Annotated in this window: 12 protein-coding genes; 7 read left to right on the top strand and 5 right to left on the bottom strand. The window is 71.0% G+C overall.

Going from position 1 to position 14,512, the window contains the following annotated elements; genetic code table 11:
- Positions 1-171: 171 nt before the first annotated feature.
- From OV079_RS23495 to OV079_RS23485, 3 genes are all read left to right on the top strand, one after another.
- Complete coding sequence (locus OV079_RS23495; RefSeq protein WP_267771100.1) at positions 172-1,695, top strand: DUF488 family protein; 1,524 nt, start codon at positions 172-174, stop codon at positions 1,693-1,695.
- Between the two features lie 464 nt (positions 1,696-2,159).
- Positions 2,160-2,819 (top strand): carbonic anhydrase, encoded by a 660-nt coding sequence (locus OV079_RS23490; RefSeq protein WP_267771099.1) that lies wholly within the window; start codon positions 2,160-2,162, stop codon positions 2,817-2,819.
- Between the two features lie 93 nt (positions 2,820-2,912).
- A complete protein-coding gene (locus tag OV079_RS23485) occupies positions 2,913-3,185 on the top strand; it encodes a hypothetical protein (protein ID WP_267771098.1) in 273 nt (90 codons plus the stop codon).
- A 90-nt stretch (positions 3,186-3,275) separates the two neighbouring features.
- Here OV079_RS23485 and OV079_RS23480 read toward each other — a convergent pair whose 3' ends face one another.
- Positions 3,276-4,592 (bottom strand): pyridoxal-phosphate dependent enzyme, encoded by a 1,317-nt coding sequence (locus tag OV079_RS23480; protein ID WP_267771096.1) that lies wholly within the window; start codon positions 4,590-4,592, stop codon positions 3,276-3,278.
- Positions 4,593-4,600: 8 nt separating this feature from the next.
- Positions 4,601-4,789 (bottom strand): hypothetical protein, encoded by a 189-nt coding sequence (locus tag OV079_RS23475; protein ID WP_267771094.1) that lies wholly within the window; start codon positions 4,787-4,789, stop codon positions 4,601-4,603.
- Positions 4,790-4,982: 193 nt separating this feature from the next.
- On the opposite strand from OV079_RS23475, the gene OV079_RS23470 reads away from it, so the two are divergent.
- Positions 4,983-5,459 carry an Lrp/AsnC family transcriptional regulator gene (locus OV079_RS23470; protein ID WP_267771093.1) on the top strand — a complete coding sequence of 159 codons (477 nt, stop codon included), beginning with the start codon at positions 4,983-4,985 and terminating at the stop codon, positions 5,457-5,459.
- An 821-nt stretch (positions 5,460-6,280) separates the two neighbouring features.
- Here OV079_RS23470 and OV079_RS23465 read toward each other — a convergent pair.
- Positions 6,281-8,032 carry an FG-GAP repeat domain-containing protein gene (locus OV079_RS23465; protein WP_267771092.1) on the bottom strand — a complete coding sequence of 584 codons (1,752 nt, stop codon included), beginning with the start codon at positions 8,030-8,032 and terminating at the stop codon, positions 6,281-6,283.
- Between the two features lie 315 nt (positions 8,033-8,347).
- On the opposite strand from OV079_RS23465, the gene OV079_RS23460 reads away from it, so the two are divergent.
- From OV079_RS23460 to OV079_RS23450, 3 genes are all read left to right on the top strand, one after another.
- Positions 8,348-8,920, top strand: a complete 573-nt coding sequence (locus OV079_RS23460; protein WP_267771091.1) for an NAD(P)H-dependent oxidoreductase — start codon at positions 8,348-8,350, stop codon at positions 8,918-8,920.
- A gap of 913 nt (positions 8,921-9,833) precedes the next feature.
- The gene (locus OV079_RS23455; protein ID WP_267771090.1) at positions 9,834-10,277 is read left to right on the top strand and encodes a hypothetical protein; all 444 of its coding nucleotides are present in this window, start codon (positions 9,834-9,836) and stop codon (positions 10,275-10,277) included.
- An 8-nt stretch (positions 10,278-10,285) separates the two neighbouring features.
- On the top strand, positions 10,286-11,152 hold the full coding sequence (locus OV079_RS23450) for an NHL repeat-containing protein (protein ID WP_267771089.1): 867 nt from the start codon (positions 10,286-10,288) through the stop codon (positions 11,150-11,152).
- 5 nt (positions 11,153-11,157) lie between these two features.
- Here the strand turns inward: OV079_RS23450 and OV079_RS23445 are convergent, their stop codons facing one another.
- Both OV079_RS23445 and OV079_RS23440 read right to left on the bottom strand, forming a co-directional pair.
- Complete coding sequence (locus OV079_RS23445) at positions 11,158-12,933, bottom strand: carboxypeptidase-like regulatory domain-containing protein (RefSeq protein WP_267771088.1); 1,776 nt, start codon at positions 12,931-12,933, stop codon at positions 11,158-11,160.
- A gap of 257 nt (positions 12,934-13,190) precedes the next feature.
- Entirely contained in the window at positions 13,191-13,910 is a 720-nt protein-coding gene (locus tag OV079_RS23440) for an MYXO-CTERM sorting domain-containing protein (RefSeq protein ID WP_267771087.1), read from the bottom strand.
- Positions 13,911-14,512 lie beyond the last annotated feature (602 nt).

Here is a 14,512-nt window from a genome sequence, read left to right as displayed (position 1 = left end):
AGACCCGGCGCGAGTCGATGCGCGATTGCGCGCCCTGCGCCGCTGCGGCTCGCCGATTCGGGGCGCGGCGCGCTGCTGCCGGTGAAGGGCACCACGGGCCGGGCGTGCCGGCGCCCTGCGTCGGCTTGGCTAGATCTCGGGCGAGGCTCGCCGACGCGAGCACGGGGCGCGATGCCTACGAGTGCGAGCAATCGCTGGAAGGGAGTGCGGGTCTTCACGATCGGTCACTCGACGCGGACCCTCGAGGAGTTGGTCGCGCTGCTGCGCTCGTTCGACGTCGCCGTGGTCGCCGACATCCGCACGATCCCTCGCTCGCGGCACAACCCGCAATTCGAAGGCGACGCGCTGAAGGCGGCCCTTCGGCGCCGGCGCCTGCAATACGTGCACCTCCCGCGCCTCGGAGGCCTGCGGCGGCCCGGCAAGGACGCGACGAACAGCGCGTGGCGCAATCCGAGCTTCAGGGGCTACGCCGACTATATGCAGACCGACGAATTCGCGGCCGGGCTGGCCGAGCTCCGCGCCTGGGCGGCGAAGGGGAGCGTCGCGCTGATGTGCGCGGAGGCGGTGCCGTGGCGTTGTCACCGCTCGCTCGTCGCCGACGCGCTGACGGCCCGCGGGGCCCGGGTCGAGCACATCACCGGCCTCTCGCGCGCCTCGCCGCATCGTATGACCCCCTTCGCGGCGGTCGAGGGCGCGGGGGTGACCTATCCGGGCGAGCGCGACGGCGGCGAGTCGCTCGCCACGCCCGCGCCGTTCCACCTCGAGGCGACCGTGCGGGTGCTGCAGCGTCGGCCGAGCAATCGCGTCGACGTGTGGGACGAGGGCCGTTATCGGCGGGTGCTGACAGTCGCCGGAGCGCTCGTTTTGGTCGAGGTCGAGGATCGCGGGACGCTCGACGCGCCCGACCTGCGATACGTGGTGTCACACGGCGAGGTTTCGCCGGTGGGCCATCCGCGGCTCGCGGCCACCTTGCGCAAGGTGCTCGGCCTCGACGTCGATCCCGCGCCGCTCCTGCGGCTCACGACCGCCGATCGCAGGCTCCGTCCCACCGGTCTGGCGCTGCGCGGCATGCGGCCGCCGCGGTTCGCCGAATGGTTCGAGGTGTTCGCCAACGTGGTGCCGTTCCAGCAGGTGAGCCTCGACGCCGGCGCCGCGGTGGTCGCTCGCCTCGTCGAGCGCTTCGGCAGGAGCATCGAACACGCGGGTCGCCGCTATCACGCCTTCCCGACCGCGCAGGCGGTCGCCGCGGCTCGCGTCGATACGCTGCGAGCGTGCGGTCTGAGCGCGCGCAAGGCCGAGGTGCTGCGCCACCTGGCCCGGGCGATCGCGTTCGGCGAGCTGACGGAGGCGGCGATCGCCGGCATGGCCACGCCCGAGGCGCTCGCGACCCTCGCCGAGCTGCCCGGCATCGGCCCGTGGAGCGCCGCCCTGGTGCTGCTGCGCGGGCTCGGGCGCCTCGACGTGTTTCCGCCGGGCGACGTCGGGGTGGCTCGCGGCCTCCGCACGCTGACGCGCGTCGCCGCGGACGCTCCGCTGGACGTCGAGCGCTTCGGCGATCGTCGCGGCTACCTCTACTTCTGCGCGCTCGGGGGCGACATGCTGGCGCGGGGCCTCATTCACCCGGCGCCGCCGCCGAAGCGTGCGCCGGGCTCGCGGCGCGCGGGCGCTGCGAGGTCATCCAGGGGCCGCGTGTGAGCGCGGCGCGCCGACGAGCGGGCGACGCCGCCGCGGCGAGGCGCCGGCGCGTTGAACCTGTCCTGAAGGACATGCTCGGCCGACAGCGCGCGCACCACCTCGCAGTCGGGACATTGACCCGCCTCTTCCAAGCCGCCCGTTCGCCGACCCGATCGGCCTCATCCGTGGATTGGCGCGTCACGCCGCTTTCGCCGTGCGGCGCTTCGGTCCATTCGTAGGAGCATCCGCGAGCGAAGGCGAGTTCCAGGATGCGCGAGGTCACGGGACGAAGCGTCTGCAGGATCTCGACACCGCTCGACTGTGCGGAATCTGCGAGAAAAAGTTGCGCGCCCGCTCTCTCGCCGCGAGCGGGCAGGCAAGGAGGGACGCTTCGCCCGGCGTGACGCGGAGGTGGCTTGCCGCTGGAGGCGATCCATTGCACCCTGCGCGCGCATTTCGCCGGACGGCGAAGCGCGAGCCGACACATGACACAGACTCCTCCGTCCCCGCTTGAAGCGATACGCCGGCTGCTCGCCGGCAACGAACGCTACAAGAACGACACCCGCAGCGTCACCGCGCTGGCGAGCCAGCTGCAGCGCGGCGAGCTGGCGGCGGGTCAGAGCCCGTTTGCGATCGTGCTGTGCTGCTCGGACTCACGGGCGCCGGCCGAGATCCTGTTCGACCAGGGGCTCGGTGACCTGTTCGTGATCCGCGTGGCCGGCAACATCGTCGCGCCGTCCGGCATCGGCAGCGCCGAGTTCGCCGCGGCGACCTACGGCACCCGGCTCGTCGTGGTCATGGGGCACTCGTCGTGCGGCGCCGTGACGGCGACGCTCGGGGTGCTGCGCGGGGAGAGCACGGTGGCCAGCGACAACATCCGCGACATCGTCGACCGCATCCGCTCGTCGGCGCAGACGGTGCTCGAGGTCGGCAAGGACCATTCGCCGGAGCGTCAGCTCCACGATGCGATCCGCGCCAACGTCCGTAACGCGGTCGATCACCTGCGTCACGGCAGCCGGATCCTCGAGGACATGGTCAACAGCGGGCAGCTCGTGATCGTCGGCGCGGTGTACGACATCGCCACGGGTCACGTCGACTTCCTCGACGTGCCCGCGGAGCTGCGCGAGGCGCTGCCGGCCGCGTGAGGCGTTTCGCTCCCGCGACGAGGCACGGTGATTGCTTCGGGCTTGCCGTCGCCTGAACTTTCGTCGCCGCGCGACCGGTGATATGCCGACGCCATGACTCCCGTCTCGATCATTAGCGCGAGCCGGCTGCGCATCGGCGCCTGGGACGAGCGGGGGCTCTGGCTCGTGGACCTCGATTCGCCGCGCCGGTTTCGGCTCGACCTCGCGGGGACGATCGTCGAGACCGACGAGCCCCTTCCCACGGCGATGAACATCCCCGCCTCCGCGCCGTACCCTCCCGGGTCGCCTTTCGCCGCGAAGGTCGCCCACGACGACGACGCCTCGACGCCGGCGTTGTCGGGCCGCGGCCCGGAGCATATGGCCTAAAGGCCATGTTTCGGCGGGGTGATCGAGGTGCCCACGGCGGGGCGGGCGAAGGTTCGCGCGCCTGCTCGGGCTCCGCCACGGGGCCGTCTGCTACCCGCAGGATGGGGCGTCGTGGTCGTGCGAGAGAAGACTGAGCTGGGCGAGGTTTCCCCCGGTGAGCACGGTGGCGACGTGTTGCCGCGCGAGCGGGTTGTCGGCACTCGCACCGCCGAGCGCGGCGATCGCCGCGATGCCAAGGGCACCCGAGGGCTCGGTGACCACGCCGACGTGACGGTGGATCTGGCGCATGGCGACGAGGACCTCGGTGTCATCGACAAGCCAGATGTCGTCGACCAGGCCGCGCAGATCGTCGAGCGCCTCGGGCACCGGGACCCGCACGGCCACGCCGTCGGCGATGGTGTCGATGCGGTCGTGACAGATCACGCGACCGGCGCGCCACGACTGCTCCATCGCCGACGCGCCGCGGCTGCACACGCCGAACACCCGTATCGCCGGCGCCGCGGCCTTGAGCCAGCGCGCCATGCCGGCGAGTAGCGCGCCGTTGCCGACCGGCACCACGACTGCATCGATGCCCGGCTCGCGTGCGAGCAGCTCGACGGCGATGGTGCCGGCGCCCTCGGAGATCTCGGGCTCGCGGCCGTCCTCGACCATGTGGTGGCCGGCGCTGGCCGCCCACTGACGGGCGGCTTCCTTGGCGGCATCGAGGTCGTCGCCGGCGAGCACGACCCGAGCCCCGAGCGCCCGCATGCGCTCGAGCTTCAGCGCATTGGCGGTGGCGGCGGCGTACACCACCAGCGGCAGACCCCGCGCGCGGCAGGCGTAAGCCAGAGCCTGCCCGAAGTTGCCCGCACTGGCGCAGACCAGCGTCGCCGGGATGCCGGCGGCGACCTGGCGAGACACGAACCAGTCGGCGCCGCGGCCCTTGAAGCAGCCCACCGGGTTGAGAGTCTCGATCGCCAGAGTGAGCCGGCACCCGAGTTGCGGGCCGAGCGTCTCGCTGGTCACCACGGGGGCGCCGCGAAACTCGGGAGCGATCGAGCCCGCCGCCTCGGCGATGGCGGCCAGCGAGAGGCGATGGCGCGGCCGGACGTCGACCAGCGCGCCGCGCTCAGCGACCGGCCGGATCGCTGTTTCGTCGAGCGCCCGATCGATCATCAGCACGCCGTCGAGGTGATCGAGCTCATGCTGCATCAACTCGGCGAGGTCGGGCGGCAGCCGCTCCCACCGGCGCAGGCGCCCGCCGATGTCGCGGTACGTTACGCTCACCGAACGATGCCGCCGCACCCGCACCAGGTCGTCCGGCACGCTGAAGCAGTCGTCCCACACTTCAAACATCTCCGACGACCGCCAGGTTGTCTCCGGATCGAACATCACGAACGGCCCGGCCCCGAGGTCGACTGCGATCATTCGCCGCATCACACCGATCTGCGGCGCCGCCAGGCCCGGCCAAAGCCGTGGCGGGCCCGCAATGATTGCAGAGTGGCGGTGAGCGCTGCAGCGTCGGCGAGCACGGCGGCGTCCAGCTCGCCGACCGCGGCGCACGGGATACGCAGGCGAGCATCTCCTTTTACGAGCACTGGGCGGGCGAGGACCTTTTCGGGCATGATTGAAATATACTCAACCCACCGCGCGGTCAGGCCGCAACCTCCATGCCCCGCGCGCGGCCTCGCCGCATCGCACCGGCTCCACATGAGAAAACCTAACCCACGCCCCTCCCACCGCGCTGCAACCCCGGCGCCCGCTACCTTGGCTGTGCCCGCTGCGGCGTCCGCTCCAGCGACGGCGCCTGCTGTGCCCTTGGGTCTCGACGAGCTCGACGTGCAGATCCTGGCGCACTATCAGTACGACACGCGCACGCCGGCTCACGTCATCGGGCGTACCGTCGGGCTCTCGACCGCGGCGGTCCAGCGCCGCCTCAAGCGGCTGCGCGAGGCCGGCGTGATCGAGGCCGAGATCGCACAGCTCGCACCGGCGGCCCTGGGCTTGCCGGTGACCTGCCTGGTCGACGTCCAGCTCGAGCGCGAGGGCGCCGCCGACCTCCATCGCTTCCGCCAGCGAATGGCAGCCTTTCCCGAGGTGCAGCAGTGCTACTATGTCACCGGTCAGGCCGACTTCATCCTGGTCGTGCTGACCGCCGACCTCGCAGCCTATGAGGCGTTCACCCGCCGCGCTCTGCTCGATGACGGCAACGTGCGCAGCTTCACGAGCCATATCGTGCTCGAGCGGGTAAAGGTCGGCCTGAGCGTGCCGCTCTCCGTGTCGGTGCGTCGATAGCCCGGATTTCTCTCCTCGGGACGCAGTGTTCGGGCTCGCGCCCGACCCCGGCCGACGGCAGCGAGCGGCGCGCGCGTCCAGGGCGTCCAGCGTGTCACCCTGACCGAGATCGGCTGGGACGTCCGCGACGGCACCGCCGTGATCAGGCCGACGTGCCCCGGTTGGTCGTCAGCGAGAGGACCGTTCGCGGGTATGCACATTCAGCGATACATGCTCCACGTGCCGCAACCGCGGCACTTGAGGCCTCCCCAATAGGCTATCCCCCCGAAGAAACGAAAGAACGTGAGCGCGAGGGCGACTGCCGAGGGCCACCACGAATGCGGCGAAGGCGCCACGAAGAGGGCTACGAAGGCGAGCGGCCAGAGTCCGATTGTCACCGGCTGGAGGATTCTGGCGAAACGCGGGAACTCGGAATACTCGCCGTGGCCGCACACGGGACAATGGATGATCGAGGTAGTTGGGCCGGAGTCCACGTCCCGATGGTATCAGACGCCGCGCATCCGGTCGAGCAGCTCGTCGAGGACGACGTGTGGCTGCGTCGTCCGCAGGCGACCCCGAACGCGAGGAGAATGGGCCGAGACCATGGCCACATGTGGCGCAGCGTAGCGCTAATCCCGCCCGCGATCCTGCCTGCCCGGGCGGCCGCAACATGAGGTGAAGCCTGCAGCCTCGTCAGAGAAACAATGGAGGAGCCGAGCCGCTCATGTCACGGCGAAGGCCACGCCCACCGCGGCCCGAGCGGCCGGCCCACGCTCGGTCTCGATCGCCAGATCGCCGGGCCCTTGCCCGAGCTGTTCGTCGGTCAGCGGCGGCCTGCTGCGTCACATCGGCGGCTCGGGCTTGCACAGCGCGCCGCCTTCGATCTGGGCGTTGGTGCGGAAGGTGTTGAGCAGCTCCCACGAATGCGGCTCGTACTGCGGGATGGTCGAATCTTCGCGGACGTTGGTGACGTGATAGGTGTGCTGATTCCAGATCCGTCGCGCCTGGATCCACCGGTCCTGCTTGTCGCGGATGACCTGGACGGTGGGGGCGGTCTGGAGGTCGTCGTAGCCGACGTCGGAGACGACGACGATCTCGGCCGAACCGTCGTTGTCGACGTCGGCGACGACGGGGTACTCGATCAAGGTCTTGGAGCTGCGCGGGACCGACAGCAGCGGCTTGCCGGCGCCGTCGAACACGAACAGCTTGACCTCGTCGGCGTACATGGCCTCGGCGATGCCGTCGCCGAGGAAGTCGAAGGCGGTGCCGGCGGCCCAGCCGCTGCCGTCCTGGACGTTGGCGGTCCAGGCGACCTTGCCGCCGGCCTCGAACATCGAGTAATGCGCGGCCGAGCTGGTGGCGAACTCGCTGAGCTTGTCGCCGTCGAAGTCGTGGATCGTCGACGGCCGGAACCACGCGCCGATGCCGTTGTCGCCGGTCGGCTTGATGTCCTTGAACTTCACCTTGCCGTCGTGCTCGAGCACGGTGATGCCATTGTTGTTGGTGAGGAGGATCTCCGGCATCGGGTCGGGGTCGAGGTTGGCGACCGACGGGAAGCCGGGCTTGAGCGAGACGTCGTTGTAATAGACGGTGCCGTCGTGATGATAGGCGGCCTGGCCGAGGATGACCTCGAGGTCGAGGTCGCCGTCGAGGTCGGCGAGGGTGGTGGCGGTGCAGTGGAACACGATGTCCCACAGCGCCTGCTCCGGGGCGATGAACAGGGTCTTGCCCTCGTGGTCAACGACGAGGTCGTCGCACACGACCTCGACGTCGCCGTCGTTGTCGAGGTCGCCGAGCGCGACGGCGCCGCCCTGGTCGTGGTTGAACTTGTCGGCGGAGGTCCACTTGAGCGCGCCGTCGTGCTCGAACGCCACGAGCGCGCTGGGGCCGAGGAAGGTGCCGCCGGGGGTGGCAGCGACGATCTCGGGCAGGCCGTCGTTGTCGATGTCGCCGATCGCGGGGGTCACGAAGCCGTCGACGGGGGTGGCGACCGCGAAGTGCTCGACGCCGGTGGCGCCGTCGAGGACGTGGATCTTGCCGCCCAGCGGGCCGCCGGTGACGACGACGATGTCGGGGACGTCGCACAGGTCGATCGAGCCGTCGCCGTTGTCGTCGGTGAGGTTGGCGACCAGCGGGGTCGAGGAGCTGCCGCCGGTGTTCTGGTTGCCCCACGACCACTGGACCTCGGGCTCGAAGCTGTCGGGCGGAGCCTCCTTGTTGCAGTCGCCGATCGCGTCCATGTCGTCGACGACGAAGCAGGTCGGGGCGGGCCCGTCGGTCTCGACGTTGCCGATGTCGCCGCCCTGCGGGGTGTCGAACTTGAAGCCGGTGCCGCTGCTGCCGGCCGAGACCTCGTCGGTGGTGCTCGCCGAGGTGGAGGTGGAGCCGGTGGCGCTCTCGCTGCCGGCGCTGGTGGTCGGCACGCCGGTGGTGGTGGTCGTCGGCGAATCGGTGGCGGTGCCGGTCGAGGCGGTCGCGCTCGTCACCCCGGTGGTGGTCAGCGAGGCGGTGCTGCTGGCCGTGGAGTCGCCGCAGGCGACAGGCACGATTCCGAGGGCGAGGAGCGGGAGGGCGAACGCTTGCGGACGGGGCATCTTCGAGCAGGCTCGCGTACGCCCGCGCGCGCGTCAACGCAGGTGTCCGTGGGAGTCATCACGGGCGCGGGGCGGGGCGCCCGGGCCGTGGAGATGACGGCCGCGACCTGTCCCGACGACCGAAAGGCGGGTCGAGGTCGGCGCGAGGCGGCGAAGACTTCGATGCACGGGCCATGCAGCGGCGGATGGCGTCTTCCCCGGGTGTGCCGCTCTCGTCGAGGACTTTCGAGAGTGGGTCGCCGGGGAGCCCATGTGCTTCGAGCGCAACGCCGGCGCGGGGCTTGTGTGCGGAGCGCGGGACATGTATCGAGGGCCATGCGGATCTTCGCGCTCGACGGCTCGCTCGCCGGTGACGGCGGCAACTCCTCGGCGATGATCGACGTGGCGGTCGAGCAGCTGCATCCGCACGCGGCGGTCGAGCGCGCCGCGCTGGCGAGCGCGCCGGGGTTCGCGGCGCACCGCGCGGCGCTCGCGGCCGCCGACGCGCTGGTGATCGCGACGGGTACGTACTGGGACTCGTGGTCGAGTCTCCTCCAGCAATTCCTCGAGCAGGCGACGCCGAGCGAGGGCACGTCATTGTGGCTCGGCAAGCCGGTCGCGGTGCTGGTGACGGCGCACGCGGTCGGCGGCAAGGGCGTGCTGTCGCGGCTGCAGGGGGTGCTGGCGACGTTCGGGGCCCTGATCCCGCCGATGGGCGGGCTCGTGATCACGCGCGTCGGCGAGCTCGCGCGGACGCACGGTGGACCTGGCTGCGAGGACATCTGGAGCGTCGACGATGTCGCGGTCGTGTGCCACAACCTGCGCGCGTGCGTCCGCGGCGAGCGCGAGTTTCAGGCGTGGCCGGTCGACCGCGGTGACCCGGGCGAACGCTGGCTGCGGCGCGAGTGAGTCACCGAGGCGCGCCTGCAACGCCGTGGCGAGGCGCATGCCCATTCCTCGTGGGTGGCGGTGCTCGCGTGGCCGTCGCAGCCGGTGCCGATCCACGGGACGTCGGTGACGTCCGACGCTCATACTTGGTCGCGTCGGCGGTCATGATCATTCTCGTGCTCTTTCGCGGGGGTCTCGCGGCGCGACGCGTCGCGATCGGGAGCACCGCGTCCGGCCTTGTGAGCCTTCCCTGCGAGCATTCGCTCGATCGTCGGGAGCCTGGCGAGGAGCACGCGTTCGTTCGCCGTGAGGTCTTCAGAATCACTCGTAGCGGCAGCTGGGTCATTGCTCCCTGGACATTGGCCGGAGCTGCCGCGGCAGGTGACGCACGATGTCAGCGTCGAATGGGTGCCGGAATCGACGGCTCTCCTCGGTGAAGAAGACGGAGCGCTCGAGCTGCCGGCGGGGACCTCCGAGGTATGGGGTACGGCGCCGCGACGAGGCCTACGAGGCGGGGGCGTCGACGGCGTTGCGCGTGCGCCGACGGAGCGTTCGGAGGGCCTCACTGCTTGATGCTCGTATCGTGGTCACGAGGCCGCCTCGGGATCGGCGGCGTCCCCATCTTGGGGCGTCGAGCGTACACCCCGGTCGCCGGCGCGGTGCGACAGGCACGGACGCCGAGCGAGGCGACGCGGTGCGACGGAGGCAGATCGCGGTGACGGACGCGGTGACGACGACGCGGCGTGCGAGCGGGCGCGGTAACGATCGGTCCGCGTGACGCGCTCTTGCGGGCTCCTGGCGGGCCCGATACCGTGAAATCCATGACCTCCATGCGTCGCTTCGGTTGGTTGCTCGCGGCGGGACTCTGTCACGCTGCCGGTTGTTCGAAGACCTGCGTCGACGACGGGGCGGTGTTCAACCAGTCGATCGAGGCGTGCATGACCGCGGGCCTGACGGCCACGGCGACCGAGGGCACGGCGACCGAGGGCAGCGAGTCGGACACCGACGGGCAGACGATGACGGCGCCGACCGAGGGGAGCGCGACCGAGGGAGCGCGACCGAGGGCAGCAACAGCAACAGCGAGTCGAACTCGAACTCCAACTCCAACTCGAACTCGAACTCGAACAGCGAGAGCGACACGATCACCGGCGGCGGCGGCGGCGTGTGGTGCGAGGACAAGGACGGCGACGGGTTCGGCGACCCGGCCAACTGCGTGCCGCAGGAGCCCGGCGAGGACCCGCCGGCGGGCTTCGTGCCCAACGACGACGACTGCGACGACGGCTCCGAGCACACCTTCCCGGGGGCGGCGCCGAACGACGACCCGGAGGCGTGCATGACCGACGTCGACGGCGACGACTGGGGCGAGGCATGCCGATGAACCCGGACGTGAAGCCGGGGACCGACTGCGACGACGACGACCCGAGCACCTTCCCGGGCTCGGCCGAGGTCGAGGACCCGGAGAAGTGCATGAAGGACGAGGACGGCGACGGCTGGGGCGACAGCAGCGTCGACCCGGGGGTCGATGTCGGCTCCGACTGCTATGATTCGAACGCGGACATCAACCCCGGCGATCGCTTGCTCTACACCGCGTTCGACGACGGCCAGTTCGCGGAGGTGAACGTCGAGACCGGCGCCGTCACGCCGTTCGCCAGCGTCGACATCGGGCCGCTGGCGCCGCCGTACGCGGTGATCACGTGCGCGATCTCGCCGACCGACGGCACCATCTACTGCTCGCAGTCGGCCAAGCAGATCCTCATCGTCGTCGATTACTGCAGCGGGGACACGCCGACCGAGCTGGCCGATCACGGCAGATCGATCTGCGGCCTCGGCTTCCTCGACGACGGCACCCTCTACGGCATCGACTCCGACGCCGACGAGCTCGTCACCTTCGACCCGGCCACCGGCGAGGTCACCGACGCCAAGCCGCTCACGGTCGACGGCGAGGGGGTCAACATCCAGGCCTGCGGCATGGCGGTCGACTGCGTCGGCGAACGCATGCTCGTCACCGACGGTCAGAACAGCCGGATCCTCAGCGTCGACCCGAACACCGGCGAGGGCACCGTGGTGGCCGACATCCCCGAGGGCCAGTGGAACTCGGTCGGCCTCGAATTCGACGCGGTCAGCAAGCAGGCCTTTTCGAACAACGGCGACGAGCTGTTCCAGATCACGCTCGACGGCTCGAACGACTACACGCAATTGCCGGACCTCGAGATCAGCATCAACGACCTGTCGTACGGGCCGACTTGTAACTGAGGCTTTCAGAGCGAGAGGGTGACGCCGGCATCGTCGGCGTCGACGCCCACGCAGGCGGCAGAGCCCGTGGAGTCGAGCGCGATGAGGCTGTAGGCGACCGAGTACAGCGCGCCGAGATGAAACTCGCCTCGCGCGTCCGTCACCGTCAGCGCCGCGGCATCGTCGAGCATCGAGCGCTCGCACGTGCCGGGCGCGCCGGTCGTGGGGGACGCAAGCACGAGGACGTCGGGCGCCGGTCGGCCGTCAGCCGCTCGCACATGCCCGCGGAGCTCGCGCTCGGGGGATGCGACCACGACTTCGATCGGTTGCGGATCTCCGGGCTGCCAGCGGGACGCACCGTGGAGCGTGGGTTTGCCGCCGTCGATATGAGGAATCGGTCCGTGCGCCGAGTGCACGGCGAGCGTGTGCTCGGAGGCGGTCGCGACAAGATTGGCCGTCGAGCCTCGGCCTTCGCGGTCGAGCAACACAGAGGAAAGGTCCCAGCGCAGCGCGACACCCTGCACCGGGCGCCCGCTGCGGTCGCTGACATGAAACGCCACTGCGGGCTGACGCTGCAGGACTACCCGCGCCTCGGCGCCCGGTTCGACGCTCTGGCGTTGGTCGTGGTGATCGAGCGAAACCACCTGGATGTCGACGCGCCGCCCCGACAGCCCGGCGAGGACGAACCGGCCGTGGGTGTCCGTCGTGGTCCGCAGGTCTTCGTCCGGGGCTCGCACCTCGGCGTCGGCGACGGGTGCGTTCGCATCGTCGAGCACGACCCCCATGAGCGAACCGCCGCGCTCGAACGTCCACGTCTCGCGCACGTCGCCCTGCACGGCGATGGTCCGCCGGATCTGCCGAGTCGCCGGGCAGGATGCGGTGATGGTCCTGTCGCCGGGTGGCACGGCCCCGAACGAGCACCACCCTTCGGCGCGGCTCAGGCAGAGACCGCCAGGGCCCTCGAAATTGGCGAATCCGTCGACGCAGGGGCGACCGGACGGGTCCAATAAGCGGAGCGCCAGAGCGTGGCCGGGCTCGGTCGCGATCGGCGCGAGCTCGACGGTGGCCGCGTAGGGAAGGGCGACGACCACGGGCTCCACGCGGCGCGCATTGGCTGCGCTCACGTACAGCGAATAGCGGCCCGGAGTCAGCCCGCCGAGCACGAAGTCACCCGCCTCGTTCGTGCGAGCCCGCGGCCGCTCGCGCTCGACGTAAGCGAGCGGCGCGTGGCTCACGACCCATGCACCCGCCAGCGGTCGCCCTTCGCCATCGACGACGCGGCCCTTGATCGTCGACTCGGCGATCAGCGCGACGTGCAGCGCTGCGTCCGGCGGGTATGGATATACCACCCGTCGCGCGTGGCCCGGGGCGTACGCGAACAGCCTCGTCATTCGCCCGGACGGGACGCGGACGCCGAAGCGCCCGTTGCTGTCGACCGCCGCGACCGCCAGGATGTCGTTCGCTCGCTGCACGACCACGTACGCCCGCGGGAGCGCGCTGCCGCGGACGTCGGTCACTCGACCCTGGAGCTCCATTCCGTCTCGCGGGAGCCGAAGCTCGAGTTCGCCGCCCTTCGCCGGCCACGCCAGCGGAGCGTCGTCCGGGGCCGGCCAGGTCGCCGCCAGAAGGTCCGGATGACCGACGTGGAGCCGCCAATCCCCCGTGCGGGCCGAGAGCGACGCCTCTCCGGCCTCGTCCGTGAACGCACACTCGAGCGCGTGCGGCACGGCCTCCGGCGCGACGCAGACCGACGCCGCGGGGATCGCCGAGCCGGCGAGGTCGCGGACCCGGACGCGCACCACGCCGTCGCCGTCGGCGTGCTCGCGCCAGGTCGGAGCGAGCGACGGCGGGTCGGCCGGGCTCGCCGGTGCGTCCGGTTCCGGCGACGGCCCCGGACCGCTCTCCCGCGCGGCACCGCAGGCGAACAGAAAGGGGAGAAGGAGCAGACCAAGGCGCATGCAGGTTCCGGGGAGCGTAGCAGGGACGCGCGTCGCCTGGGAGGCCGAGGCGGTGGCTGTCCTTAGAGACATGGCGAAGAGGCCATGTCCTCGCGGACAGATCAGCGGCGACGCCGGCGGAGCAGCCACACCAGCGCCAGGCCGGCGAGGCCGCCCGGGGCGGAGCCGCCGGCGTCGCAGCCGCTCGCGGACTCCTGGGCCTTGGCGGCGGGCGGATCGGCGGCCTTGACCGGGGCCGGGGCCGGGGCCGGAGGCGTGGTCGGCGAGGGCGCGTCGGCGGGCCTGGGCGGGTCGGCCAGCGGGGCATTGACGGGCTTGGGCGGCTCGGCGGGTCCGGGGGCCGGCACGGCCTTGCCGGTGGCGTCGAGGTACTCCTGCTTGACCAGCTCGGCGCTGCACTTGTTGCCGTCGATGGTGGCGCGCCAGGTCCAGCGGACCTCGACGGCGGGCGAGGTGTCGACGATCGTGCGCACGCCGGCGAACGGCGGGGCACACACGGCGGCGGTGGCGAGCAGCGGCTTGATCTTGTCGCGGTCGAGGTCGGCGCCGGCGGTCTTGATCTTGTCGCCCTCGCCGGCGGCGACGAGGCGCAGCTGCATCTCGCCGCCGAGGGGGTGCCACGAGATCTTCTGGTCGGTGCCGGGGACGATCAAGGTCCCGCCCTCGAAGGTGTTGGCCAGCACCAGCGCCTTGCCGCTCGGGACCTGGGCGTCGACGCGGATCGACAGCTCGATGCCCTTGTGCCCCTCGGGCAGTATGTCGGCGCGAGCGGCGAGCGGGAGCAACAATACGGCGAGGGCGGCGGCGAAGGCGGGGCGCATCGGCCCGAGGATGCCACAGGGCCGGGCGGGCCGACACGGGCACGAATGCGCGCGCGGAGGTCGGGACCGACATGGCAACGACACCTGGTACCGACGCCGGCGCGAATTACCGCACTCGGCTCCTGCCGCGGGTTCGATCGTCTCGTGGGACAGGAAGGCGGTCAGCGTCCACCGGTTGTGTGCACCGGGACCGACCGCGGGCGACTCGCCGCGCGGGATGGACTCGCCCTCGATGCCCTGGAGGTATTCGCCCGGGTCCGCCTCCCGGTGGATCGACCGGACTGGGGACGCCGATCGCCCGATTGCGGGGGTCGTTGCCTCGCAGGCGAGAGTCGGCTGTGGGAGCAGCAAGAGAAGGCGCGTCGAGGGTCGCGGCCAGCGGTATTCAGGTCGTAGGAGTCGAGGAGCATGCGGGCCGCACATGTCTGCATATTTGCTGCGCCGCAACATCAACCTCCCTCCATGGCAGGTTATCCCCGGCCAGTGCCAGGCGTGGCATCTTGCACCGCAAAACAAGGTGCCCTCCGGGTGCGGGTGGCCCGACCGATGGCGAGCGTGCAGCCTCAGGCGTGCGCGCGGGCGGCCAGCCCCGGCGTGGGTGC

The organism is Nannocystis pusilla (assembly GCF_026626665.1).
Classification (GTDB): Bacteria; Myxococcota_A; Polyangia; order Nannocystales; family Nannocystaceae; genus Nannocystis; species Nannocystis pusilla.
The sequence above is the reverse complement of the archived record's forward strand: the minus strand, read 5'-3'. Positions and strand labels throughout refer to the sequence as shown.

Bases quoted from the DNA above. Each gene is read 5' to 3' on its own strand.
- OV079_RS23440 (WP_267771087.1), bottom strand. From the start codon at position 13,910: ATGCGCCCCGCCTTCGCCGCCGCCCTCGCCGTATTGTTGCTCCCGCTC.
- OV079_RS23490 (WP_267771099.1), top strand. From the start codon at position 2,160: ATGACACAGACTCCTCCGTCCCCGCTTGAAGCGATACGCCGGCTGCTC.
- OV079_RS23465 (WP_267771092.1), bottom strand. From the start codon at position 8,032: ATGCCCCGTCCGCAAGCGTTCGCCCTCCCGCTCCTCGCCCTCGGAATC.
- OV079_RS23460 (WP_267771091.1), top strand. From the start codon at position 8,348: ATGCGGATCTTCGCGCTCGACGGCTCGCTCGCCGGTGACGGCGGCAAC.
- OV079_RS23485 (WP_267771098.1), top strand. From the start codon at position 2,913: ATGACTCCCGTCTCGATCATTAGCGCGAGCCGGCTGCGCATCGGCGCC.
- OV079_RS23475 (WP_267771094.1), bottom strand. From the start codon at position 4,789: ATGCCCGAAAAGGTCCTCGCCCGCCCAGTGCTCGTAAAAGGAGATGCT.
- OV079_RS23480 (WP_267771096.1), bottom strand. From the start codon at position 4,592: ATGATCGCAGTCGACCTCGGGGCCGGGCCGTTCGTGATGTTCGATCCG.
- OV079_RS23495 (WP_267771100.1), top strand. From the start codon at position 172: ATGCCTACGAGTGCGAGCAATCGCTGGAAGGGAGTGCGGGTCTTCACG.